This is a genomic window from Streptomyces sp. NPDC040432 (assembly GCF_055595445.1).
Map to the genome: position 1 here is coordinate 124,776 of NZ_JBVIVP010000009.1, position 24,227 is coordinate 149,002.

The 24,227-nt window shown below is 70.6% G+C and carries 19 protein-coding genes; 8 read left to right on the plus strand and 11 right to left on the minus strand.

What is annotated here, in order from left to right; genetic code table 11:
* Positions 1-177 precede the first annotated feature (177 nt).
* Together ACZ58N_RS20575 and ACZ58N_RS20580 are read right to left on the minus strand one after the other, a co-directional pair.
* Positions 178-831 (minus strand): response regulator, encoded by a 654-nt coding sequence (locus tag ACZ58N_RS20575; protein ID WP_471161721.1) that lies wholly within the window; start codon positions 829-831, stop codon positions 178-180.
* Entirely contained in the window at positions 828-2,024 is a 1,197-nt protein-coding gene (locus ACZ58N_RS20580; protein ID WP_471161724.1) for a sensor histidine kinase, read from the minus strand. The genes ACZ58N_RS20575 and ACZ58N_RS20580 overlap by 4 nt, the downstream gene beginning before the upstream one ends.
* Before the next feature lie 131 nt (positions 2,025-2,155).
* On the opposite strand from ACZ58N_RS20580, the gene ACZ58N_RS20585 reads away from it, so the two are divergent.
* On the plus strand, positions 2,156-3,118 hold the full coding sequence (locus ACZ58N_RS20585; protein WP_471161727.1) for an SDR family NAD(P)-dependent oxidoreductase: 963 nt from the start codon (positions 2,156-2,158) through the stop codon (positions 3,116-3,118).
* Between the two features lie 123 nt (positions 3,119-3,241).
* Here ACZ58N_RS20585 and ACZ58N_RS20590 read toward each other — a convergent pair whose 3' ends face one another.
* Positions 3,242-3,850 (minus strand): RICIN domain-containing protein, encoded by a 609-nt coding sequence (locus tag ACZ58N_RS20590; RefSeq protein ID WP_471161730.1) that lies wholly within the window; start codon positions 3,848-3,850, stop codon positions 3,242-3,244.
* An 844-nt stretch (positions 3,851-4,694) separates the two neighbouring features.
* On the opposite strand from ACZ58N_RS20590, the gene ACZ58N_RS20595 reads away from it, so the two are divergent.
* The gene (locus tag ACZ58N_RS20595) at positions 4,695-6,917 is read left to right on the plus strand and encodes an ATP-binding protein (protein WP_471161733.1); all 2,223 of its coding nucleotides are present in this window, start codon (positions 4,695-4,697) and stop codon (positions 6,915-6,917) included.
* Between the two features lie 454 nt (positions 6,918-7,371).
* On the opposite strand, the gene ACZ58N_RS20600 is transcribed toward ACZ58N_RS20595, so the two are convergent.
* Positions 7,372-8,169: a maleylpyruvate isomerase family mycothiol-dependent enzyme gene (locus tag ACZ58N_RS20600; protein WP_471161736.1), complete on the minus strand. Its 798-nt coding sequence runs from the start codon at positions 8,167-8,169 to the stop codon at positions 7,372-7,374.
* A gap of 289 nt (positions 8,170-8,458) precedes the next feature.
* On the opposite strand from ACZ58N_RS20600, the gene ACZ58N_RS20605 reads away from it, so the two are divergent.
* The 3 genes from ACZ58N_RS20605 (at position 8,459) to ACZ58N_RS20615 (ending at position 11,072) form a co-directional block, all read left to right on the plus strand.
* Positions 8,459-9,274 (plus strand): leucine-rich repeat domain-containing protein, encoded by an 816-nt coding sequence (locus ACZ58N_RS20605; RefSeq protein WP_471161739.1) that lies wholly within the window; start codon positions 8,459-8,461, stop codon positions 9,272-9,274.
* A gap of 284 nt (positions 9,275-9,558) precedes the next feature.
* Positions 9,559-9,990, plus strand: a complete 432-nt coding sequence (locus ACZ58N_RS20610; protein WP_471161741.1) for a GNAT family N-acetyltransferase — start codon at positions 9,559-9,561, stop codon at positions 9,988-9,990.
* A gap of 158 nt (positions 9,991-10,148) precedes the next feature.
* Entirely contained in the window at positions 10,149-11,072 is a 924-nt protein-coding gene (locus tag ACZ58N_RS20615) for an alpha/beta fold hydrolase (RefSeq protein WP_471161743.1), read from the plus strand.
* 40 nt (positions 11,073-11,112) lie between these two features.
* On the opposite strand, the gene ACZ58N_RS20620 is transcribed toward ACZ58N_RS20615, so the two are convergent.
* The 6 genes from ACZ58N_RS20620 to ACZ58N_RS20645 all read right to left on the minus strand — a co-directional run bounded on the left by ACZ58N_RS20620 (position 11,113) and on the right by ACZ58N_RS20645 (position 16,767).
* Positions 11,113-11,598 carry an LbetaH domain-containing protein gene (locus tag ACZ58N_RS20620; RefSeq protein ID WP_471161746.1) on the minus strand — a complete coding sequence of 162 codons (486 nt, stop codon included), beginning with the start codon at positions 11,596-11,598 and terminating at the stop codon, positions 11,113-11,115.
* 270 nt (positions 11,599-11,868) lie between these two features.
* Positions 11,869-12,555 carry a hypothetical protein gene (locus ACZ58N_RS20625; protein WP_471161748.1) on the minus strand — a complete coding sequence of 229 codons (687 nt, stop codon included), beginning with the start codon at positions 12,553-12,555 and terminating at the stop codon, positions 11,869-11,871.
* 370 nt (positions 12,556-12,925) lie between these two features.
* Positions 12,926-13,708, minus strand: a complete 783-nt coding sequence (locus ACZ58N_RS20630; RefSeq protein ID WP_471161750.1) for an alpha/beta fold hydrolase — start codon at positions 13,706-13,708, stop codon at positions 12,926-12,928.
* A gap of 351 nt (positions 13,709-14,059) precedes the next feature.
* Positions 14,060-15,343 carry a multidrug effflux MFS transporter gene (locus tag ACZ58N_RS20635; RefSeq protein ID WP_471161751.1) on the minus strand — a complete coding sequence of 428 codons (1,284 nt, stop codon included), beginning with the start codon at positions 15,341-15,343 and terminating at the stop codon, positions 14,060-14,062.
* 3 nt (positions 15,344-15,346) lie between these two features.
* The gene (locus tag ACZ58N_RS20640) at positions 15,347-15,991 is read right to left on the minus strand and encodes an NAD(P)-dependent oxidoreductase (RefSeq protein ID WP_471161754.1); all 645 of its coding nucleotides are present in this window, start codon (positions 15,989-15,991) and stop codon (positions 15,347-15,349) included.
* 23 nt (positions 15,992-16,014) lie between these two features.
* Positions 16,015-16,767 carry an MBL fold metallo-hydrolase gene (locus tag ACZ58N_RS20645; protein ID WP_471161757.1) on the minus strand — a complete coding sequence of 251 codons (753 nt, stop codon included), beginning with the start codon at positions 16,765-16,767 and terminating at the stop codon, positions 16,015-16,017.
* 81 nt (positions 16,768-16,848) lie between these two features.
* Here ACZ58N_RS20645 and ACZ58N_RS20650 point away from each other — a divergent pair, with 81 nt between their 5' ends.
* Complete coding sequence (locus tag ACZ58N_RS20650; protein WP_471161760.1) at positions 16,849-17,478, plus strand: winged helix-turn-helix transcriptional regulator; 630 nt, start codon at positions 16,849-16,851, stop codon at positions 17,476-17,478.
* An 891-nt stretch (positions 17,479-18,369) separates the two neighbouring features.
* Positions 18,370-18,924, plus strand: a complete 555-nt coding sequence (locus ACZ58N_RS20655) for a Uma2 family endonuclease (protein ID WP_471162040.1) — start codon at positions 18,370-18,372, stop codon at positions 18,922-18,924.
* Positions 18,925-19,192: 268 nt separating this feature from the next.
* On the opposite strand, the gene ACZ58N_RS20660 is transcribed toward ACZ58N_RS20655, so the two are convergent.
* Positions 19,193-21,670 carry an MFS transporter gene (locus ACZ58N_RS20660; RefSeq protein ID WP_471161763.1) on the minus strand — a complete coding sequence of 826 codons (2,478 nt, stop codon included), beginning with the start codon at positions 21,668-21,670 and terminating at the stop codon, positions 19,193-19,195.
* A gap of 1,156 nt (positions 21,671-22,826) precedes the next feature.
* Here ACZ58N_RS20660 and ACZ58N_RS20665 point away from each other — a divergent pair.
* The gene (locus ACZ58N_RS20665) at positions 22,827-24,092 is read left to right on the plus strand and encodes a protein-glutamine gamma-glutamyltransferase (RefSeq protein ID WP_471161766.1); all 1,266 of its coding nucleotides are present in this window, start codon (positions 22,827-22,829) and stop codon (positions 24,090-24,092) included.
* Positions 24,093-24,227: the final 135 nt, after the last annotated feature.

Consider the following 24,227-nt stretch of genomic DNA (forward strand, 5'->3'; position numbering starts at 1 on the left):
TTCGGGCCCCACTCGTACGGATTCCCGTAGCCGTTCCACCCTGACGGGCGCACGGGCGGTGTCGAGGTGGCGCGCCCCCGACAGCGTCCACCGCTGAACGGGGGCGGTGGACCGGTGGACCGGTGGACCGGGGTGGGCACCGTCGTCCTGCCACGCGGCCGTCACCCGGACCGGCGGTCACTTCGGTGTGATGCCGGTGAGGACGGCGAGGACGGCGAGACGAATGCGGTTGTCCCGGCCCGTTTTCGCCATCAGGCCGGCCACGTGCGTCTTCACCGTGGTGACCCCGAGGTGCAGCCGGTCGGCGATCTCCTTGTTGGACAGACCCACGCCGAGCAGTCCGAGGACCTCCCGTTCGCGCGGGGTGATGGCGGGCACGGGGATGTCCGTGGGAGCGTCCGAGGGGGAACGGGTGCGGAGGGCCTGGGCCACGAGGCGGTCGAGGACGTCCCGGCTGAAGGGCGCCTCTCCCTTGGCGGCCCGGCGTACGGCTTCCAGGAGTTCGGCCGGCGGGGTGTCCTTGACGAGGAAACCGCAGGCTCCGGCCGCGAGCACCGGATACAGGTGATCGTCGTCGTCGAAGGTGGTGAGGGCGACGATGCGGGTGGCCGGGCGTGCGGTCAGGATGCGGCGGGTGGCGGTGATGCCGTCCATTCCGGGCATCCGCAAGTCCATGAGCACGACGTCGGGATTCAGGTGTTCCGCCAGTCGTACGGCCTCCGCGCCGTTGTCCGCCTCACCCAGGATCTCGATGTCCGGCGCCTGCTCGAAGAGCATGCGCAACCCCATGCGAACGAGTTGCTGGTCGTCGACGACGAGGATGCGGATCACAGGTGGGGCTCCATGTCGAAGTCGGGGGTGGGGAGTTCGGCCGTGAGCCGCCAGCCCTGGGCGGCGGGGCCCGCATCCATGCGGCCGCCGAGCAGGTCCACGCGTTCACGCATGCCGATCAAGCCGTGTCCGGAAGGACCGGATGCCGCCGGCCGGGCCCGGCCGGCGCCGTCGTCGTGGATCGTCACGTGAACGGTGTCCTCGGCCACCCGTACGGCGAGGTCGGCGTGTGCGCCGGGCCCGCCGTGCTTGGCCGCGTTGGCCAGGCCCTCCTGGGCCAGGCGCAGGACCGCGAGGCCGCGTACCGCGTCGAGCCGTGCGAGGCGGGGGTCCACGGATGCCGTCACCGTCAGGCCGGTCCGGCGGCTGTGTTCCACCACCGACCGCAAGGCGGCCGGCAGGGCGCCGGGCTCGACCAGGGAGCCGGTGCCGGGACCGGTCCCGTCCGGGGCCCGCAGTACGGCGACCAGGCGCCGCAGGTCGGTCAGTGCCGCGCCGGCACTGGCGTGCAGGTCGTCGAGGACGTCGGTGATCCGCGGGTCGGTGGGCGTGCCGGCGGCCGCGGTGACGTGCCGGGCGACACCGACGCGCAGCACCATGGAGGAGACGTGGTGCGCCACGAGGTCGTGCAGTTCGCGCGCGATGGTGGTGCGCTCCGCCGCGCGGGCGGCCAGCAGTTGTTGTTCGGCACGGAACTCCTGCTGCCGCGCGTGTTCACGGGCATGCGCCGCTGCGTCGCGGGTCACGCGTACGTACGCGCCGAGGAGCAGCGGCAGGCCGGCGACGATACCCATCTTGTAGAGCACCGGGAGGAGTTCGCCGGGCAGGTCCTCGAAGCGGTTCGCGGCGACGGCGAGTGCCAGTGCGCTCGCGGCGGCGGCGGGGCGGCGTCCGGCCTGCTGTACCGCCAGCTCGAAGAGGGTGACGGCGGCCAGCACCTTCAGCGGGGCGACGGTGGTCGCGCCCAGCGCGTGTGCGGCGACGAGCAGGACCGACTGCGCCAGGAGCGCGCCGAACACCCATTTCCCCGCGGCCAGGCAGAGCGCGAGCCCGGCCGCTGCCAGGGCCCAGTCCCGTGGCCCGGTCGGGCGCTGCAGGAGGAGGACGTGGCCGACCATGGCGCCGGCCAGCATCAGGATGCGCAGACCGGCGAATCTTCTGTCGAACGCAGGCTCGATCCAAGGTCTGTTCACACCCTCCACGATAGGCGGACGCCCGTGCGCCCGGGTCCTGCCGTGGGAGGAGGCCGCCTCCTCCCACCGGCCGGGATGTCGGGCCCGTGGAGGGAGTCGGGGACCCCGGTCGGGCGGCGAGAGTGATCGGCATGAATACCAATGCGCACACCTCCACGAGCTCCGACCCGAACGCGGACTCCCCTGACAGGGGGCGGCGGTCCGTCCTGGGTGGCGCGGCGGCCGCCCTGGGGTTGGGGATCGCGGGCTTCGGCACCACCGCCCACGCGGCCGGCGCCCCGTCGGGATCCCGTGGGGCCGGCCGCTTCCGGGGAAGGTCCGTGCTCATCACGGGTGGCACGTCCGGCATCGGCAGAGCGACGGCGAAGGCGTTCGCCCTGGAGGGCGCCCATGTCGGATTCTGCGGCAGGCGGGTCGAGTTGGGGCGCCAGGTGGAACGCGAGATCCGGGACACGGGCGGCGAAGCCACGTACGTCGAGGCCGATGTCCGCGTGGAGGACCAGGTACGCGGCTTCGTGGACCGGGTCGCGGGCCGCTACGGCGGCATCGACGTCGCCTTCAACAACGCCGGCATCGGTGGCGGCAAACTGCCCCACGAGATGAGCGTCGAGGAGTGGGACGACGTCCAGGCCACCAACGCCCGGGGAGTCTTCCTCGCGATCAAGTACGAGGTCCCGCACCTGCTCAAGGCGCAGCGCGGCGTCATCATCTGCACCTCGTCGTCGGCGGCCGAACAGGCCCGGCCGAACAGCGCCGCGTACACCGCGAGCAAGCGGGCGGTGCAGGGCCTGGTGAAGGCCGCGGCCCTCGCCTACGGACCCAAGGGGATCAGGGTCAACGCCCTGCTGCCCGGCACCACCGACACCTCCTTCGTCCGCCCGCCGGGCATCCCGGACGCGGATTGGGCGAAGTACAAGCAGGCGTGGGGACCGCTCAACGTCGACGGCTTCGAACGGATGGCCGAGGTCGAGGAGATCGCGCGGGCCGTGCTCGGGCTCGCGTCCGACGACTTCCCGTACATGACGGGTGCGTCGATCAACGTGGACGGCGGAAGCACCGCCGGCCGGAAGATGATCCAGCCGAGCAGGCCGTGAGCGCGACGTGACGCGGGTCCCGGTCCGTCCGGCCGCCTCTTCGGCGCCGGGCCTGGCGCCGAAGAGGCGGTGGGGTCAGCTTCGGTTCACCGGCGGGTAGGAGTTCCGTCCCTCACCGTGGGGTCACTTCGGGCAGGCGTCCTGGGTGACCTTGCCGCCGGCGACGGAGGCAGTGGCCGGGTCGACGGCCAGGCACTGGCCGGTCCAGTTGTTGATGAACGCGTACGCCGTCCGGGACGTGCCCGAGACCTCGACCTTGGTGGGGACGATGTTCCACATCTGGTTGCCCGAGAACCAACGGGTTTCGCAGTCCCACCAGAACAGCTGGGTGCCGGCGCCGGGCGGGGTGCCGTTGTTGTAGGGGACGGTGAGGCACTTGCCGTTGCTCGCCTTGACCCAGAAGTGTCCCTTGCGGTCGTACGGAGGCTCCGCCGCCGACCATTGGTGGCTGCTGGGCGCGGTCGACTGGCACTCGCGCTGGGTGACGAGGCCACCGGCCTTGGAACTGTCGAACTCGGGGCCGCGCACCATGCAGCGGTTGTACTTGGTGTTCACGTAGGTCTTGTTGCCGTCGTTGACCAGCCAGAGCGCGGCGTGGCTTCCCTTGACGACGTCGTCCTTGTTCCGGTCGATGATGTTCTGGACCAGTGCCCAGCCGGGAAAGTCCGTCATGACGATCCCGATGTAGGCGATGTCGGCGTTGCCGTCGGAGACGCCGAAGGTGCCGAGCACGATCTTTCCGCGGGCCTGCGCGAGGGAAGGCGCCGGGGCCAGGCTGTTCCTCGTGATCGACGGCTTGTGGAAGAGGCCGTCGTACTTCTTCGCGTACCGACCCTCAGGTCGAGGGCACGGATTCCGCGGTCCAGTTGCGCGGTCAGGGTGTCCGCACTGTCGCCGAAGTCCTCCTGGGTCTGTGTGCTGTGGCCCCCGTGGATGGAGAGCGTGTCGTGGGTGCCGGGCAGCGACACCCGGGCCAGCGAGGTGCCACCGTCGAGTGACTTCATCCAGTCCTGATGGAGCGGGGCCGACCTGAGGGAGTGGTAGGCGTCGGCGTTGACCGATCCGGCCGCTTCGGCGGGGGCCGTGGCCACGATCAACGAGCCCGCGGCGATGCAGCCCGCGGTCAGTTGGGCGAGCGCACGGAGCCGACGCCGAGGTCCGGCGGGGGACCCGACGACGAGAGGGTGGGACATGGAACTCCTGTACCCCATCGGAGCCGGGATGTGGTGACGGCCGGACCGTCCGCAATGGTCGGCCCCGGCGGAGGAAGAGATGAGGGGTGGAATCGGCGGAGTCCGGCCGGGCGATCCGCGGCGCGGGTACGTCCACGCGTGCGTCGGCATCGAGGGCTGCCGCTCCACGGTCCGGGCACCCCCGCACCGCGCGCTCAGTCCATCACCGCGGGCAGGCGATGCCCATGCAGGAGCACCGGCAGAACCAGGGCCTCAGGCCACTTCTGCTGGTCCGGTGGCGGGGCCGGAACAGCACGTTTCACCGGCAAAAGTAGTGTCGTGCATACTTTTGCAGGAGGGGTACGGCGTCCGGCTGGGCCGCACCGACCAGGGGACATCCGTACATGGACACCGGTACACCGGCCACCGGCGAGTTCGACGCGTTGCTGCGCGGTCTGCGGACGGACGCCGGGCTCAGCCAGGAGGAGTTGGCGCACGCCGCGGGGGTGAGCGTGCGCGCGTTGTCGTACATGGAGCGCGGACACACCCGGGGGCCGCAGCGCCGCACCGTGCAGGCGTTGGCCGCGGCCCTCGGTCTGGACGGGGCCGGCGCCCTGGCGCTGGAGCACGCCGCGAGCCTCGGCCGTCCCCGCCCGGCCCCCCGGGCGGATGCCCCGTCGCCCGCCGCGGTACCGGATGCCGTCGCGCCGACCGGGACGCCCGATTTGCTGCCGCGTGCGCCGCGCGGCTTTCACGGGCGGACGGCCGAGCTCGTCGCCCTGTCACGGGCCGCCGAGGGCCAAGCGCCGGTCTGTCCGGTCATCGGACCCGCCGGGGTCGGGAAGACGGCCCTGGTACTGCATTGGGCACACCGCGCTCGCGCCGCGTTCCCCGACGGGCTGCTCCACGCCGACCTGCGCGGCTTCGGTGACACGGGCGAACCCACCCTCATGGAGGTGCTGCGCGAGTTCCTGCCGGCGCTCGGGGTGCCGCAGGGCCGGATACCCGAGTCGGCGAACGGTGCGGCCGCCCTGTACCGGTCGCTCGCCGCCGACCGTCGGCTCCTCGTGGTGCTCGACAACGCGCGTGACTCGGAGCAGGTCAGGCCGCTCCTGCCGGGCGGCAGCCACTGTGTCACCGTCATCACCAGCAGGCACCGGCTGCCGGGGTTGATCGTCACCGACACCGCCCGGCCCGTGTCCGTGGACGTGCTCGGGACGGAGGACGGCACGATGCTCCTCGCCGGTGTGCTCGGCGAGGAACGGGTGCGCGCGGAGCCGGTGGCCGCGCGACGGCTGGCCGAGCTGTGCGGTGGCCTGCCGCTCGCGCTGCGGGTGGCGGGTGCCCGGCTGGCGGGACGCCCCGCCATGTCGTTGGGCGCGATGGCCGCCGAGCTGTCCGACGAGACGCGTCGGCTCGGGCTGCTGGACGTGGAGGACACCGGCGTACGGGCGGCCCTGCACCTGACGCTGCAACAGCTCCCCACGCACGCCTCACGCCTGTTCGCCCACCTCGGCCGCCACCCCGGTACGCACGTCGACCGGTACGCGGCGGCGGCGCTGGCGGGCACGGACCCGGTATCGGCCGAGACCTCCCTGGAGCGGCTGGCCGTCGCCCACCTCGTCATCGAGACAGCGCCCGGCCGATGGACGATGCACGATCTCGTGCGGCTCTACGCACGGAGCCTGGACGTCGGACCCGATGCGCTCAAGCGCGTGCTCGACCACTACGTCGCCACGGCGCTGGCGGCCGTGGCGGTGGCCGAACCCGGCAACGAGGAATGCTTCCCGCTACCGGCGGACCATCTGCCGCCCACTACCGTGCGGCAGTTCGGCGATCGGGCCGCCGCCGTGGCCTGGTACGCGGCCGAGAGGGACGACCTCACGTCGGCGGTGGCCGCGGCGCACACCGCCGGTCTGCACGGCAGGGCCTGGCGGATCGTCCTGACGCTGTGGCCGCTGATCGTGTGGCGCGTGCGCGACGGCTGGGTCCCGCTCCTGGAGACCGCGCTCGCGGCGGCGCGGGCCGACGCCGATCCGTACGGCGAGGCACGCGTGCTGAACGTGCTCGGCTGGGTGCTGATCGAGGAAGGACGCATCGAGGAGGCGCTGACCCATCTGGGAGCCGCCTCCGCGCTCGCCTCCCGAGCCGGGGACGCGGTGGCCGAGGCGAACGCCCTGATCGTCCTGGCCGTCGCACAAGCGGCACTCGGTGCCCTGGACGACGCCGCGCGGGGATGCGAACGGGCGGTGGAACTGGCGCGCAAGGCCGGCGACCGGACCATCGAGAGACTGGCCATGCAGCACGTCGCCCGGCATTGGGCCGACGCCGGCAAATGGCGCCAGGCCCTGGCCACGGCGACCGAGGCATTGGCCTTCGACGACCGCTCGGACACGGCCGACGTGCCCCGCGTGCTGCTGCTCATGGTGAGGGGAGAGGCCCTGCTGGGGCTCGGGGACAGGACCGAGGGCATCCGGCAACTCGACCTGGCGGCCCGCGAGGCGGAGTCGTCCGGCTACGACGACGGCGCGGTACGGGCGCTCGGCGTCCTGCTGCGGGCGTCGGAGGCTCCGGAACTCCGGGCACGGTACGACGCGGCGGTCGCACGGCTCACGACACGAACCTGAACGAGCGGCGAGGCAACTCCCCATGCCTCGAAGCCGAGCCAGAGGTGGTGTGGGACGCACTCCGGGCGGTGGGATTGCCTTTCTCGCCGCCGCCGTTGAACGGTTGGCTCCGGGTATGGACAAGGAACCGCCTACGGGAACAGCTCGACCGACCACGCACCACCAGTATCGATCCGGACGTGGGAAGGCCCCCACTACATACGGATTCGGCGTCGCAACCGTCCTGTCCGCCGCCTGCCCGGGCTTCCTGCCGGCGCCCGCCGCACAGGCGTACGCCGACCGGATCATCGGCCGGCCGCACACGGTGGAGAACGAGGCGACCGGCCTGTGCCCGGACTCGACATACCGACGGAAACGTCTGCCACCAAGCCCTGCCAGGACTGCAACCCGTACCTGCAGTGACACAGGACGAGCCTCGGCACCGACGGACGCGGCCGACCGTCCCCCTTACGTCCTAATGCTCCGGTTCCCAGGCGCGGAGCAGGTCGAACAGGCCTGCGTCTCCGTCAACGCGCAAGGATTCGGCCTGAATACGGTCGTACAGGTAGAGGATCAATTCACTGGCCGTGCCGTGGATCGCGGCGCCGGCAGCGTCCAGGTCCTCGCCGGTCGCGGCAGTGGGCGCGGGGATGCGGGCGGAACGTGCGCCGTCGCCGTCGACCGTGAGACGCCAGGAAGGGCCTTCGACGGTGTGGAAGTCGAAGGTCGTGGGCTCGTGCGGCCAGGCACTGGGCGACGCGACGCAGGTGAACAGGAACTCCTCGACGCCGTCGAGGGAGACCTCGATCGGCAGCGGCTGCGGGGCGCCCGCGGCGAGCTGGGCGTCGTACGTGTGCACCGCGCTCTCCTGCGCCCGGTGCCGGGCGACTCCACCGGCGGTCCGCGGCGTCTGCAGGTCACTCCACCACGCCCAGCAACCGGCCTCCGGCCCCGCCTCGCGCAGGGCACTCAGCAGAAGCTGAGTCGATGCGGCCAGCCAGGCCGCCAGCGCCTCACGCTCCTGCGGCACCTCCAGAGCGGCTCGCGCGGCGACGGCCTCGGCCGGGGGGCCGTCGGCAGGCCCCGCGCCCACTATGGCGGCCCAGAACCGGTCTCCCCCGCCCAGGTGCTTCGCCAGATCGAACAGCGTCCACCCGGGGCAACTCGGCACCTGTGCGTCGAGAGTGGGCGCGGCGGCGACGGTCGCACGGAAGGCGGTCGACCGCTCGTCGATCAGTCGCAGCAGGTCGGGGAACTCAAGATTCTTTTCCACGCCGGATGTCTATCACCGCGCTCAGGTGTTCGGACAGCGATTTTCGCCGCGCCCGTCGGACGCATGATGCCGGGCTGCCGGGCTGCCGGGCTGCCATCCTCCCGGGCCGCGGGGCTGCCGTCCTCCCGTTCGAACCGTCCGGGCCGGGTCGGCAGGCGCCGACAATCGGGGTGACGTGGCGCCGGACCCGCAGGGTGGACGACTCCGTCCTCCGACACACGTGACCGCGCGCTCATCCGGCACACGCCACGGACATTGTCACCCCAGCCGTGACCTCTACTGTGAGCCGATGACTGAGGAATCGAACCCGCAGGTTTTCCCGAACCGTTGGGCTGGTGCCGCCGGGCGCGGTGGCCGGGATTCACCTCGCGATCTCTGCGGGTGCATCGAACACGGCGCCAAGGCGCAACTGCCGACCGGTTTCCATCCGGAACGTCAGGACACCACCGCACCGGGTTGGATCCGCCTTCTCGAACTGGTCGAGGAGGCGGCAGCCGACGGACGGGAAGTCTTCAAGCCGCTGGTGGAGCTGACGGTGGAACAGCGGCGGCAGGTCATCACGCTCCCGCGGACCATCGCCGAACTCACCTCGGTGAAGCAGCTCGTGCTGTACGGCAGCAACCTGGTGCGCATCCCGCCCGAGATCGGCGCGATGAGGAACCTTGAGGAGTTCACGCCGTACACCTCGTACCGTCTGCACTGGTTCCCATACGAGCTCACCCGGTGCCTCGACCTGCGGCGCAGCACCGTGAGCACCCGTGCCGTCTACGGCAACCACCAGCGGCGGCCTCCGTTCCCGCCGCTGCCGGCCGTGGCGGAGGCCGACCCCGGAGGGGTTGGCCTCGAAGACCTCGACCCCGGCGTGTGGGGTCCGACGGCCATTCGTACGTGCAGCGTCTGCGACCAGCCCATCCGGGCCGTGAACCTCCGCCAGGTCTGGATCTCGCTGCGGACGTCGGGCGCTGACGTCCTGCCGCTGCTGGTCAACGCCTGTTCGACTGCTTGCGTCGACGCGTTGCCCAGGCCGGCCGAAGGCTACGTCCAGTCGCCGCACACCGGCGGACCGACCGTGAGCCAGCCGCCGGCCGGCAGCCGGCCGCGCTGACGCGGAGCGGGTTCCGAGAAGGCCCGGAGGTCGGCGGCTTCCCGCACGGCTCCCCGGCGATGGGGCCCTGCCCGGACATCCACCGCCGGGCTCACCCCCGGCAGGTTCCCTTCCAAGCGATTTGGATGCGACGACGGTCACGAGTACTTTCTGCTCGGAACCCGGTCCGGCCCGCAGCGGGCGGTCCGGTCCAACCGGCCCGAAGCGGGAGCGGTCCCTCCCCGTCCACGCGCCGAGGGGTTCTGTGATGGCTCCGGGCCGTCCCGGTCTGCTTGGATGCGAGCATGACCACCGATCTGCCGGCCGGCTACGAGATATCCACCGACCCCGCCCGTCTCGACCGTACGCTCGTCCATCAGTGGCTTTCCGAGGACTCGTACTGGGCTCGGGGGCGGTCGCGGGAAAAGCAGGACGCGGCCATGGACAACTCGTTGAACTTCGGGCTCTACGACAGTGCCGCCGGCGTGCAGCACGGTTACGCTCGTGTCGTCACGGACCATGCCACGTTCGCCTGGCTGTGCGATGTCTACATCGCCCGTGACAGCCGGGGGAAAGGCTTGGGGCACGCCTTGGCTGCCGCCGTCCGCGACCATCTCGCACCCCACGGACTGCGCCGCATACTGCTGGCCACCGCGGACGCACACGCGGTCTACGCCCAGGTGGGCTTCGAACCCCTCACGATGCCGGAGAAGTGGATGACGCTCGGCGCGCAGTGAGGGTCGGGCCGGTCGAGGCGGTTCCGGTGCCCTACGAGCGTCCGGCCGGTCGCGAGACGAAACGTATTGCGTGACGGTCGGGTGTGCGTGATGATGGTGACGTCGAGTTGCGAGACGATCCGTCTCGTCTTTTGTTCGTGAGTGTGGGGAGCGGTGCCATGAACCAGCAGTTCGTCCAGGTGGACCCGACGGTCCGACTGTGGTCCGAGGTGCGCGGTGACCCACGGAATTCCACCCTGCTGCTGATCATGGGGGCCGGGGCATCGGGGCTGGGCTGGCCGGAGGAACTGGTCGAGGCGTTGGCCGTGCGCCACCGCGTCATCCGCTACGACCACCGGGACACCGGCCGCTCCAGCCGGACTTTCGACACGCACCCGTACCGCATCGTCGACCTCGCCTCGGACGCGGTAGCGGTCCTCGACGCGCACGAGGTCGATCGCGCGCACATCGTCGGCTTCTCCATGGGCGGCATGCTCGCCCAGCTGCTGATCGCCGATCATCCCGAACGGCTGCTCAGCGCGACAGTGATGGGCACCGGCGCGCTCAGCAGCACCCCGCTGTCACACCCGGACGGCTCCCGAACCCCGGTGGAACAACTCCCGCCCATCGACGCACAGTTGCTGGAAATGTGGTCCCGCCCCCACGAGGACCGCGGGCTGGAGGGCGAGCTGGACCACCGGGTGGAGCACTGGCGGCTGCTCAACGGCGATCGGATCCCCTTCGACCCGGAGGAGTTCCGGGACTCCGAGCGCCGCATCATCGAGCACGCCGGACGCCACGAGGCACCCATGACGCACGGACGCGCGGACCACTCCGGCATGGACCGCACCGAGGAACTCGCGCGCACCGAGGTACCGACCCTGGTCATCGCCGCCCCCGCCGAGCCCGTCTTCCCCCCGCCGCACCCCGACCATCTCGCCCAGGTGATCTCCGGGGCGCGACTGGTCGAGATACCGGGCATGGGTCACGCCCTGCCCCGCGCCGTCCACGCGCCCCTGGCCGCGGCCCTTCTCGACCACACCCGGGCCGCAGGCGCCCGCCCCCGTCCGGGAACGGGGACGGGGGCGGGGGCGGGGACGTAGCCACGATCGTCCCGCACCGGGGGGGTAAGTGAGGGGTCGCCTAGGATTCCGAGCGCAGTCCCAGAACGCTGTGCTGCACCAAGCCGGCGGGGACATCACCGTTCCCCGATGCCCGGGCGGTCAACTCCACGAGACCGGCCCGGAGGTCAACAGCGGGCTCGCCGAGGATGATCGCGCTGACGATCAGTTCCATCATCAGGCTGTCGTACTCGTCGCCCTTGCTCCGGTAGCGCTCCGCATCCGCCTCCACCACCGCGGAGACGATACGCCTTCCGCCACCGGTCACGGGGGCGAAGGAAGCCTCGTAGACGCCACGGCCGGTCCAACTCCGGTGCATGAAAAGGACATCGTCTTCGACGAAGGCGTTCCACTTCTCGTCCATGCTCTGGGCCGCGTATCCGCGCAGGATGCGGTCCCACTCCTCGTCGGTCCAGATGCGGCCGGGCAGCTGAGCCACCGGACGGGGCTCGCTGATCGGCTGGAGGCGCCGGAACGATTCACGGGTGCGCGAGGCATCGGCAGTCATGGCGTGATCATATGACTGCACTACGCGAACACGACAGCGAATACCCACCGGCCGACCTGCGAACCGGAACCGGATGGTGGGACCTCCCGGTGGCGGGCCCGGCCGGACACGCGCCGCTCCTCGCACGCGGCCCGGTCGATGCTGCGCGCCGGGGTGAACGCTTCGGTGGGTGGGGATGGGGCTTCGGTGGGTGGGGATGGGGGGATCCGTGACTGGTGACGCTCATGGGCGCGGAAGCAGAGCGGCCGGACCGACGCCGCCGGGTCAGGACTATCGCGGAACCACGTCGAACGCGACGGTCGCGCTCCCTGTCTGGCCCCACTTGGTGGTGATGTCGGCGGTCAGCGTGTACGAACCGACCTCGTCGAGGGTGTCGCCGAAGCTGAAGAGGGTGATGCTCGGCGGCCTGCACCGTTCGCTGCGGGCCCACTGCACTTCCACACCGCCGCGTTTCACGGTCCACTGCACGTAGCAGCCGGTGTCCAGTTGGCCCCCCTTGTCGTGCACGACGGTGTTGGCGCCGGGGCGGGCCCGGGCCCGCCAACTGGTCGGTCCCACCTGTCCGCTCGACCCCATGTCGATGCGGACGAGAAGGGGGCCCGAGTGCGCGGGCGGTGAGGACGCGGGGGTGGGCACGGTGGCCGGTCCGGCCTGTGTGGGCCGTACGGGTACCGCCCGGGTGGGAAGGGTTTCCGGCTCGAAGATCTCCGTGCTCGGTTCGGGGGTGGGATCGACCGACCGTGTCCGGCCGGGTGCCGGTGTCGTGGAGGAGCCACCCACGCCGGCGGGGGGTGCCTCGGGGGCCACAGGGGCTCGGGCCGAGTCCTTGGCCGCGGACGGCGGATCATCCGCGGCGAACAGGTCCTTTCCGGCCGCCAGCGCACCGATGATGGTGGCGATCACACCGATGAAGATCAGCACCGGATGTTCCGTCAGTTTGCGCTGCGCACCACTCAAGGCGGCCTCCCTCTCCCCTGCCCCCGGCCACTGCCCATGGCCACCGGACCACCACTGTGCGCTGAGACCCTAACGCTCCGTGGAGCCCTCCGATGGCCGAATGCGGAAGGCCGAACCCCGTCGTGTGCGCCGCGGCGGGCGCGTCACGAACCGGAGGTGTCCTACCGGCCCGATTACCAGAACCGGAACAGGAGCGAGCGCCTGTCCTGACCGCTCCCCCGCACGAAGCACCGCCCGCGCCCGCCTCGCACCCGGGGCATGCCCCAGCACCGTCCCCCGACGGGGCGGCCACGGTCGCGCCGGGAACGCCGAAGACGCGGAAGACGTTCAGCCTCCCATCGGGACCGGAGCTCCGCGACGGCAAGTCGGATCAGGCCCCGGCCGACCGGAGTTCGGATGCGAAGGCCCGGATCGCGGCGGAGACTTCCGCGGGGCTTTCCTGGTGGGGCAGGTGGCCGGCGTCCTCGATGACGGTGACTCCGCTGCCGGTGAGCGCGGCGAGTTCGTGGGGGACGGCCAGGGGGACGGCGGTGTCGAGGGCCCCGTGGACGTAGGTGAGGGGGACGGGGAGGTCGGCGAGCCACAGCCGCGGGTCGCAGGCGATCTGCTCCTCCATGAGCTGGTCGATGTGGGGCGAGGCGTCCAGGACCTGGCGTGCCGTCCACGCGCGCAGGGCCTGGGAAGCCCGGTCGGAGTACAGGCCGGCGGCGAAGGTGGCCACCGTCGCGGCCCGGTCGGTGGCCAGGGCCGCGCAGAGGTCGCGGAGCGGGCCTGGCATGGCATGGGCCCAGTGACCCGGTCCGTCGATGATCACGATGCCGGCGAAGCGTTCCGGGGCCCGGCGCGCGGCTTCACATGCGAAGAGGCTGCCCACCGAACTGCCGACGAGAAGCGGACGCCGAAGGCCGAGGCCATCGACGAGCCCCAGGAGGTCGGCCGCGTTCTGGGCGATGGTGTTGCCCCGGTCGGTGCGATCACTGCGGCCGCAGCCGCGCCAGTCGTAGGCAATCAGCCGGTGATCGGCCGACAGGTCCGCGACGACACCGTCCCATACCCGCAGGCTCGCCCCCCAACTGTGGACGAGGACGATCTCGGGCCCCCGCCCGGCCGTCTCGTAGTACAGCTCGATGCCCTCAACCGCGGTCCGCGCCATCCACCCAATGTGCCATCGAAGCCCGGCGCGGTTACCGCGCCACGGCCGGTCTCCGGGCGGGCGTCGAATGTCCCCGTCCTCCGGGACGTGCCGGAACCGTACGCGGAGCAGCCATCGCCGTGGAGGACCGCGCTGAGGGGCGCAGCGCCACTCGGGCGGCCATAGCGCCACCGAACCGGCTCGTGTGGGCGGTGGCCCGGACGAACTCCGATGAACAGCAGCTCGTACTGCTGGTCCTGTTGAAGTCCTCCCTGCGGATGGGGTGCTTCCCGCGGTGGGGGAGGCGATCCGGGCGGAGGCCGCCCCGGACGTACATCGCCCGCGCATGGCCTTGCAGATCCGTACGGTCCGCTACATCGGCCGGTTCACGGGTGAGGACCCGTTCGCGGTGCCGTGGGAGGCCGTGCTCGGTCGCCGGTGCTCGGCAGGTCCTTGGCGAGCCTGTCCGGGAGTGCGCTCGCCGGGCCTCGACCGGGTGAGGACGCAGAGGGTGAGCAGAGCGAGCGCCGGCAGCACGGCGACGATGATTCCCATCGGCAAGGCGTCGGTGGCGCCGCCCGCGCCGGCCAGCGGAGCAAGTGCCGCGCCGAACATGAACTGGCTGAAGCCGAGCAGAGCGGCGGCCGACCCGGCGTGTCCGCCGTGGTCGGCCAGGGCCTGAGCCGTGGCGTTCGGCATGACGAGGCCCACGCCGGAGACCAGGACGAACAGGCCGATGAGGAGCGCGGGTAGGGGTGCCCGTGTCAGCACCGCGCCCAGGACCGTGATGCCGCCGGCTGTCGCGCCCAGCAGACCGGCGAGCAGCAGCACGTGGGCGCCGACCCGGGCCACCAGCCGGCCGCTGATCCGGGCGGCCGCGACGAGTCCGGCCGCGTTGACGGCGAACACGGCGCTGTACTGCTGCGGTGACAGGCCGTGGATTTCCTGCAGGACGAACGGCGAGCCGGAGATGTAGGCGAACATCGCCGCGAAAACCAGGCCGTTGGCCAGGACGTACCCGGTGAAGACCCGGTCGCCGAGCAGCTGCCGGACGACGGCAGGCAGCGGCCGGCGTGACGCGGCGGACCGGGTCTCCGGCAGTACTGCGGCGGAGGCCGCCAGCATCACGGCGCCGAGTACGGCCAGTCCCACGAAGATCCCCGGCCAGGCCGTGACGCGCAGTAGCTGGCCGCCGAGGACCGGCGCGATCACCGGCGCCAGGCCGGTGATCAGGGTCAGGGTGGAGAAGAGACGTGCGGTGCGGGTTCCGGAGGTGCGGTCACGGACCATGGCGTTGGCGATGACGATGCCGAACGCCCCGCCGATGCCCTGGACCAGGCGTAGGCCGACGAGGGTCCGGACGTCGGGCGCCACCGCGCAGAGCGCGCCGGCGATCGTGTAGAGGGCGAGGCCCGCCAGCAACGGACGCCGCCGGCCGTAGGTGTCGCTCAGCGGCCCGGCGATCAACTGCCCGATGGCCAGCCCGGCCAGGCAGGCGGTGATGGTGAGCTGGGTGGCCGCGGCTCCGGCGCGCAGGTCGACGGCGAGCTCCGGCAGTCCGGGTAGGTAGCCGTCGATCGACAGTGGTCCCAGGGCCACGAGCGCTGCGAGCAGGACGATGAATCGGGTTTGCCGGCCGGCGGCGTCGTCGCTCATGGCTCAGTACGCCACGGTGATGCGACGGCGGATCGCGGTGCCGCTCTCGATCGTGTCGGCCAAGGCGATCGCGTAGTCGGCGTACGAGATGCGGCTGTTGCCGTCGTCGTCGGTGAGCAGGGTGTCCCCGCCACTGCGGTAGGCCCCGGTCCGCTCGCCCGCTCCGATGACTGCCGCGGGCGACACGTACGTCCAATCGAGGTCGTGCACGCCGCGGTAGAGGTCGAGCGCTTCGGACTGGGCCTCGGCGTTGGCCTTCCACAGCGCGGGGAAGTGCGGGTCGTCCATGACCCGGGCGCCGGTCGGCGTGCGGAGGCTACCGGCACCGCCGATGGTGACCAGGCGGGTGACACCGGCTCGGCGGAGTCCGTCGATCAGCGCACGGGCGGCACCGACGATCGTGGCGCGGTCGTCCTCCTGGCCGATCCGGGGGCCGACGGCCGACAGTACGGCGTCGTGGGAGGCGGCGAGGCCGGCGACCGCCGCGGGGTCGGTGACGTCGCCGGTGGTCACGGTCAGGGCCTTGTGCCCCGGTCCGTCGATGTGGCCGGTTCGGGTGACCGCGGTGACGGTGTGGCCGCGCCGCAGGAGTTCCTCGGTGGTGGGCCGGCCGATGTTGCCGCCGGCACCGAACAGGACGATCTTCATGTGTTGCTCCTTGTTTCTGATGGTCAGAGGACGAGCAGGCCGTCGGCGACGATGGCCGCGGTGATGCCGCGCTCGTCGGCGGCGTGCTGGAAGCGCTGCTCTATGTCGGGTTGTTCGGTGTAGAACGGCGGGTTGTGGAACAGGCCGTAGTGCATCGCGCAGACGGTGCCGGCGCCGAGTGCGACGGCGGCCTCGACGCCTTGCTCGGGGGTCATGGTCGCCGGGACGTTGGCCGCGTAGCCCTCGAAGTGGGCGATGACGCCGTTGACCGGGACGAACGCGACGTCGAACGGGCCGTGGTCGCGGGCGATCTGCCACCAGCTGCCGTGCCACTGGGTGTCGCCGCAGTGGATGATCCGCCGGCCGGCGCCTTCGACGACCCAGGCGACCTGGTCGCAGTCGTTGCCGCGCCAGTCCAGCGAGGTCACCGGAGTGACGGTCAGCTCTCCGATGCGGCGTGACCGGCCCAGGTCCTGGGCGACGGGGGTGATGCCGGCCTCGTGCAACGCCGCCGCGCTCGGTGTGTGGCAGCCGATCGTGCCGGTGGTCGCGATCCGGGCGATCAGGTCGTGGTCGTAGTGGTCGGGGTGCAGGTGGGTGATGAGGGCGTGGGTACCGGGCGGGGCATCGACCGGGTCGACCGGCCGGTGCGGCGGCCCCATCACCGGGGCCAACGGAGCGACGTTCTCAAGCGGGTCGATCAGCAGGCGGGTGTCGCCGAGACGGATCTCGACGCCGGCCCAGGCCAGCCGACGTACGGAAAGGGTGGGGGTCATGGGCAGCGACGCTAGACCGACCTTGTTGAGAAAGTCAACAAGCAAGTTTCGAATCTCAACACCACGATGTAGGGTGGCGGCATGCGCACCTACGGGCAGTACTGCGGCATCGCGAAGGCACTGGACACCATCGGCGACCGGTGGACCCTGCTGATCGTCCGCGAACTGCTCGCCCTGGGTCCCTGCCGGCACACCGACCTGCGCAACGGGCTGCCCGGGATCGCCAGCAACCTGCTGGTCGACCGGCTCCGCGAACTCCAGGAAGCCGGCCTGATCCAGCGCGAGGCCGCCCCGCCGCCGGTGGCCACCACCCTGTTCTCCCTCACCGAGCGTGGCCGCGAGCTGGAGCCGGTGCTGCAGGAGCTGAGCCGGTGGGGCGTGCCGCTGTTGCGTGAGCCGGGCGGAAACGACACCTTCCGCACCCACTGGCTGGACGTGCCCGCCCGGGCACTGACCGACCACCGCCCCGACCAGCCGGCAATCGCCCTGCAACTGCACGCCGACGGCAACGAGGACCTGGTCATCGAAGTCAAGGACGGCTCGGTGCACACACACGCCGGCCGGGTCGACCACCCCACCGCGTCACTGACCGGACCGCCGCACCTGCTGGCCGCGACCCTGCTCGGCGACCTCGATCTGAGCACCGCACTACAGCAAGGCCTGCGGCTCAGCGGCGACCGCGAGGCAGTAGTGCGCATCCTGCCCCGCTGATCGACCGGCCGCTCGCTGGCGTGCGATCTCAAGGGCGGGCCGGGAGGACGACCTGGTCGAAGTGCGCGGTGCGGAGTTCGGCACCCGGCCCCAGCGGGGCCCAGTGTGCTCCGGTTCACCCGTAGGGCATTCCGATGCTGCCGGGGAGACCTGGAACTCCGCCGTTCCCCTCGGCGCGGATCGCCCCCAACCCACCGATTCGAAGCCCACCACCTGCGAACCTCGAACTTCTCAACTCCCTGGCCTCGGGGGTGACGTCGACCGGGCCCCACAGCCGCCGGCGTCAACGGGTCCTCCGCTGATGCCCCGCCCAGAACTGCTGTCCGGATCTTCCGACTGTCACCCGGCCCGAACCCTGCCTCCAACCACGGTTCTGCGTGCCACCTCCACCTGCGAGGCCGTAGGGCTCGCTTCACGAAGCCCGGTGCGCTCCACACTTCATAGGTGCCGGCCGACCCTACCGCCGCTGGAAGATCGCACGACCCAGGAATTGGCCGGCGCCGACGACAGCGAAAGTCGGAACACGTCCCACGTCGGCCGGAAAGACTGGGAGGCGCACACGAGCTCGGCAAGGATCCGCGCCCGTATGCCCGCGTTGACGCGGAGGGCTCGGACTGGTTCCGCCGAAGGAAGGTCTCGGCGTGTTGCTCGCCGATCCGGGGGTGAACCGCTGAGTCCGCCGCACGTCACCGTGGTGGACGGGTGTTCCCCACCGACGCAGGGGGTGAGCGATTGGGAGCGCGAGCCGGTGCCGACGATTTGCGCCCTGCCTACACAGCGGCATTCCGTGGCCATTGCCATTGTCGATGCTTGACCACCTACCGATTCTGGTATGTGGTCCTATCCAAGGGACCTGTCACAACACTCCACACGACGAGCGGAGCATGGCTTGTGGGCACCGCGCCGGACTACACCCACGACATCAACCCTGAGCACGCGTTGAAATATGCCATCCAGAACATTCGGGGCGACCGGGCCCAGATCATCGAGGGGGTCATCGAACCTGTGACACCGACCTGGGACCACGAGGCAGCGGCAGAGGCCATCAGGGACCAGATCAAACCCAGAGTCCGCGAACTGGGATGCGTCACGGGATCCGGCAACCTCGACCTGCCCGGATCATCCAATTGGTACGTACCCGACATCGCCGTCGTACCGGCCGACCAGGCAAAGGGTGCCGGGGCACTCCTACCCGACCAGACCCTGCTGATCGTGGAGGTGACCTCGGAGTCCAACGGTGACACCGACCGCGTCGTCAAACGGAAACGATATGCGGAGTACGGGGCACCGCTCTACCTCCTCGTCGACAGGGTCGAACGCAGCATCACCCTGTTCTCCGAGCCGGGGCACCTCGGCTACACCCGGGCGGAAGGCCCCCACCCCTTCGGCACACCGATCGCCCTACCAGCCCCATTCGACCTGACCCTCGACACCACGGACCTCTGAGAGCGTCGGCACAGCCGATGAGCAGCGGCCCCCTGCCACTGAACGACGATCCGTCAGGGGTCAGCCGATGCGCGAGGCGGTGAGGAGCCTTCGCCGGCCCCCAGCGCGAAATCGGCGTTGGAGAGTCGATGAGGACCGGGTGGCGGCCGCGCGGGCCGCCGCTCGTAGGAGGCGGTCCACGGTCCCACACCACCGACGTCGACGTCGTCGCCGCGCGGTGCCTCCCGCCCGAACCTCGGTCATGGTGACCCGACAGCTCGCCCGGTCGTCAGTCCTCGTGCCCGAGGCGTACGTCCCGTTCGGCGCGCCCGCCGCCCGCGATCTGCAGGACCGTCGCCACCGGCGGATAGCCGGCCGCGATGACCGTGTACTCGCCCGATGGCAGGTCGACGAACCGGAAGGTCCCGTCCGATCCGGTGGTCAGGGTGTCCACGACGGTGCCGGCCGCGTCGAGCAGGGTGACCCTGGCGTCCTCGACCGGTTTGCCCGAGCCGGCGCGCACGGTGCCGCGAAGGACCGCGCCGCCCCTCAGTTCCACGTCCTGGCGGGTCTCGCGGGCGACCTGCACGGTCACCGGCAGGGCGGCCGGCCGGAACGCCGGGGCGCTCGCGGCCAGGGTGTACTCCCCCGCCACCAGATCCGGAATGACGTACGTGCCCTCCGGGTCGGTCGGGGTGGAGGAGACCACCTCGCCGCGGATGTCGGTGAGGATGACGGTCGCGTCGCGGACCGGGGTGCCGTCGGCGGTGAGGACCGAGCCGGCCAGCCGTCCGGTGCCGCCGAGCACCACGTCCAGCTCCACCGGCCGCTCGCCCACGGTCACGCTGACCGCCTGCGGTTGATGGCCGCCGGCCGCAGCGATCAGGACGTACGCTCCGGGGCGGCTCACGTTGAGCGCGTATCGTCCGTCGGCTCCGCTGGCGCCCCGACCGACTTGACGGCCGCTCACGTCGATCAGGGTCAGGGCGGCGCTGGGCACCGTGCTGCCGTCGGGGTGCTGGACGGTGCCGCCGACCGGCAGCCCGCCCGACCGGGAGGCGTCGGTCGAGGTCCGCGCGGCTGGGACCTCGCCGGGGAGCGGCTGCGAAATCTCCTCGTGGAACGGCGAATCGGCTGCGGGGGCGTTGTGGGACAACAGCGGTTTCTCCTTGAGGAAGCAGGCGATGAGCAGGCCGAGGACGAGCACGGGTACGAGGTAGAGGAAGATCCGCGGCATGGCCTCGGCGTAGGCCGCGATGTACGCGTCCCGGAGGGTCGGCGGGAGGGAGTGCACCAGTTGCGGGGTGATGGCGGAAGGGTCCGGGAGCCCTGCCTCGGCGGGCAGTCGGACGGCGAGCGCGTCGGTCAACCGGCCGGCGAAGACCGTGCCGAAGACGGCGGCGCCGATGCTGCCGCCCATCTGCCGGAAGTAGTTGTTGGCGCTGGTGGCGGTACCGAGGTCGGTGGGCCGCACCGAGTTCTGCACGGCGAGGACGAGCACCGGGAGCACGAGCCCGATGCCGATGCCGAGGACGGCCATCCACAGGCTGTACGCGAGCCGGGTGGTGTCGGTCTCCAGCCGGGAGAGCAGCCACATGCCGAGGATGGACAGTGCCCCGCCCATGACCGGGTAGACCTTGTAGCGGCCGGTCCTGCTGATCAGCTGGCCGGAGGTGATGGAGGCGACGACGACCCCGCCCATCATCGGCAGCATGAGCAGCCCGGATTCGGTGGCGGTGGCGCCCTCGACCATTTGCAGGTAGGTCGGCAGGTAACTGGCGGCGCCGAAGAGTGCGATGCCGACGACGGCCCCGACCAGAGCGGTGACGGTGAAGACCGGGTCGCGGAACAGACGCAGCGGAATGATCGGTTCGGCCGCGAAGTGCTCGGCGACCACGAAGAGCAGGGACGTTCCGGCAGCGCCGACGGCCAGCCCCAGGATCATCCGTGAGTCCCACGCGTACTCGGTACCACCCCAGCTGGTCAGCAGTACCAGGCAGGTCGACGCCGCGGCGAGGAGGACTGCACCGATCACGTCGAGCCGGGGCCGGACCGCGGGCTTGGGGAGTTTCAGTACGACGGCGATCACGGCCATCGTGATCAGTCCGAACGGGACGTTGATGTAGAAACACCAGCGCCACGACGCGTGGTCGGTGAAGAACCCGCCGAGCAGCGGTCCGGCAACGGACGCGAGGCCGAAGGCCGCGCCGATCAACCCCATGAAGCGACCGCGCCGGCGGGGCGGAACGATGTCCGCGATGATCGCCTGCACTCCGATCATGAGCCCGCCCGCGCCGATGCCCTGGACCGCGCGGAAGGCGATCAGCTCGTCCATCGTGCGCGACCAGCCGGCCAGCGCGGAACCGATGATGAAGACGACGATGGCGAACTGGAAGACGCTTTTGCGGCCGAAGAGGTCGCCGAGCTTGCCGTAGAGCGGCAGTCCGATGGTGGAGGTGAGGAGATAGGCCGTGATGGCCCACGACATCCGGTCCAGGCCCTGGAGCTCCCCGACGATCTTCGGGAGCGCCGTGGCAACGATCATCTGTTCCAGCGCGGCGAGCAGCAGCGCCAGCATCAGTCCGAAGAACACCAGCCGGACCCGGCGCGGACTGAACTCCGCGACGTCGGCTTCCCCTTCGACGGAGGGTGGCGGTCCGCTCGCGACGTCACGGTCTTCCGGCGTGACGTCGGTCCGCTTGTCGAACCGGACCGGAGTCGGGTGCGGGGCGGCCTGCTCGTCCGTCACCAAGGTGCTACCACGCACGTACTGCTCCCTTCGTTGCCTCAGGCAATCTCGCCTGTGCCGCCCTTTTCTCGCATTCGGCAACAGCATGAGCAAACGTGCGGATTGACATCGCGGAGGTGTCCGGCGGGCAAAAGTGCCGATGGGAGGGGGTGCGGTAAACCATCGGCCGGCACGGAGAACCACTCGAACCGGTGAGGCTGCGGACCGGCCCGTGACCGGTGGGCGCGAGTCGGCCGGGGAAGGCGTGGGGCCTCCTGATTCCGCTCCGTCTCCCAACGGCAAGCCCTGCACCGGCTCGGCGACCCCTCCACGTCATCGCCACACCCGCGAACACATCCGCCGGCACCACGGAAGGTGGCCGCGACCTCGCCCTCGCCCAACGCCCGGAATCACCTGACGGGGTCCGGTCGGGACCGGCTGGATTTGCTGCCACTGCTCCCCGCAGGCCCGGTTCGAAGAAGGTGAGCCTGCCGGTGGGCTGGTCGGCGGAGGCTCAGTGGCGTCCGCGACGTGAACGAGCGGCCCGTGACGGATCGTTACCGGCCGTTTCCTGTGGGGCAAGGGCGGGTGCCAGGCACAGCGGACCGATGAGGGGCACCTCACTGGTGGCAGAGAACTGACGGTTCCGCGAGGGCATCGATTGCCCCGCCCGACGCCCCAGGGCGCCGTGGAACCGAAGGTTTTCCGCCCGCATCACCTTCACTGAGCTGCACCCTTGTCCGTCAGTGACGGCTCGGTCACCGCCCTGTCCGTATCCGGGGGCATCGAAACCGGCCGCTCCGCAAGTCCTCGTACGGGGTGAGGAGCGCTGCGGCACCGTGCCCGCGCACTTCGCCGGCGGGCTCGGACATGTGTCCGGATCGCGGACGTCCGACGGCCTGGCCGATTCTGCAGCCGGGCTTCGTGGGGGAGTTGGCAGAGGGCGCAGCCGAGGACATCATCCTTCCTCGTACGACCCGACCATCCGTTCGGGAGCGAGAGATGTGTTCGGCAATGGTCGCCGCATACGTCTCGCAGGCGCCTTGAGGCGCCGACAGACGACACGAAGTGCCTTTCCCGACGGGTGTGCGTGCCGTACGTGCTCCCGCCCGGCCATCCGTTGCCACGCAGTTGGCTCCTCGCACACCCGCGCCTCCGTTCATTCCCATTCACCGTTGTGGAGTTTCTGACCCTCATGTACATACGCTCGAAGTCCCTCACCTTCACCGCCGTGGCCGTAGTGATGTGCACCGCCGGTTTCGTCCCGTCGGTCGTCCACGCCGCCGAAGTTCCCACCGGGGTTTCCGCCGGCGAGATGGTGGGCTCCTACGCCGAGACCCACGGACTCACCGAGGCCGATATCAAGCGCATCAACACCCTGAACGAGAAGGCGCTGAGCCTTGGGCAGCCCGGAAAGGACACGGGCTCCGTACTGCCGAACGCCTCCGCGTCCTTCAAGGACGCGGCGGACGGCGGGATGGAGACCCCGGCGGCCGAGCCGCTGGACCGGATGCCCGACCCGTACCGGGTGTACGGAGGCAGGGCCTCGACGTCGGTCGGCAACTACATACGCAAGTGGCAGCAGGTGTACAGCCAGCGCGACGGTCAGCGGCAGCAGATGACCGAAGCGCAGCGGGAACAGCTCGCCTACGGCTGCGTCGGCGTCACCTGGGTGAATTCCGGAAACTACCCGACGAACAAGCTGGGTTTTGCGTTCTTCGACGAGAACAAGTACAAGGACACCCTCAAGAACACCAGCCCCCGCCCGGGTGAAACGCAGGCCGAATTCGAGGGGCGCACAGCCAAGCAGAGCTTCGACGAGGAGAAGGGCTTCAAGCGGGCTCGCGATGTCGCATCCGTGATGAACAAGGCCCTCGAAGGTTCCCGCGACGAGAACGCCTACCTCACCAAGCTCAAGACGGAGCTCGGCAAGGCGAACGACTCCCTGGTCAACGAGGACGGCCGCTCGAACTTCTTCGCCGCTCTGCGCAGCACGCCGTCGTTCAGGGACAGGAACGGAGGCAACTTCGATCCCTCCAGGATGAAGGCCGTCATCTACTCGAAGCACTTCTGGAGCGCCCAGGACCCGCGCGGTTCCGCCGACAAGAGGAAGTTCGGCGACCCCGAGGGCTTCCGGCCCAACCAGGCCACCGGCCTCGTCGACATGTCGAAGGACCGGAACACCTCGCGCGGCGCCACCAAGCCCGGCGAGAGTTTCATCAACTTCGACTACGGCTGGTTCGGTGACCAGAAGGAGCCCGCCGCCGACAAGACCATCTGGACCCACGCCAACCACTTCCACAACCCCAACGGCGACATGGGACCGATGGCCGTGTACGAGAGCAAGTTCCAGAACTGGTCGTCCGGATATGCCGACTTCGACCGCGGCGCCTACATGGTCACCTTCATCCCGAAGAACTGGAACACCGCTCCGGACAACGTGACGCAGGGCTGGCGGTAGCCGAGGGACCAGCTCGCTTCGACGGAGTTGAGGTCGGCGGCGGGACCGTCTGCGGGCACCCGCGCTCGCCCGCCCACCCGCACACTCTCCAATCCGTCGAACCCGTCGAGCCAGCCGGGCGCGGCTGCCGACCGC

Bases quoted from the DNA above. Each gene is read 5' to 3' on its own strand.
- ACZ58N_RS20585 (WP_471161727.1), top strand. From the start codon at position 2,156: ATGAATACCAATGCGCACACCTCCACGAGCTCCGACCCGAACGCGGAC.
- ACZ58N_RS20630 (WP_471161750.1), bottom strand. From the start codon at position 13,708: ATGGCGCGGACCGCGGTTGAGGGCATCGAGCTGTACTACGAGACGGCC.
- ACZ58N_RS20615 (WP_471161743.1), top strand. From the start codon at position 10,149: ATGAACCAGCAGTTCGTCCAGGTGGACCCGACGGTCCGACTGTGGTCC.
- ACZ58N_RS20620 (WP_471161746.1), bottom strand. From the start codon at position 11,598: ATGACTGCCGATGCCTCGCGCACCCGTGAATCGTTCCGGCGCCTCCAG.
- ACZ58N_RS20635 (WP_471161751.1), bottom strand. From the start codon at position 15,343: ATGAGCGACGACGCCGCCGGCCGGCAAACCCGATTCATCGTCCTGCTC.
- ACZ58N_RS20605 (WP_471161739.1), top strand. From the start codon at position 8,459: ATGACTGAGGAATCGAACCCGCAGGTTTTCCCGAACCGTTGGGCTGGT.
- ACZ58N_RS20645 (WP_471161757.1), bottom strand. From the start codon at position 16,767: ATGACCCCCACCCTTTCCGTACGTCGGCTGGCCTGGGCCGGCGTCGAG.
- ACZ58N_RS20640 (WP_471161754.1), bottom strand. From the start codon at position 15,991: ATGAAGATCGTCCTGTTCGGTGCCGGCGGCAACATCGGCCGGCCCACC.
- ACZ58N_RS20610 (WP_471161741.1), top strand. From the start codon at position 9,559: ATGACCACCGATCTGCCGGCCGGCTACGAGATATCCACCGACCCCGCC.
- ACZ58N_RS20650 (WP_471161760.1), top strand. From the start codon at position 16,849: ATGCGCACCTACGGGCAGTACTGCGGCATCGCGAAGGCACTGGACACC.
- ACZ58N_RS20595 (WP_471161733.1), top strand. From the start codon at position 4,695: ATGGACACCGGTACACCGGCCACCGGCGAGTTCGACGCGTTGCTGCGC.
- ACZ58N_RS20665 (WP_471161766.1), top strand. From the start codon at position 22,827: ATGTACATACGCTCGAAGTCCCTCACCTTCACCGCCGTGGCCGTAGTG.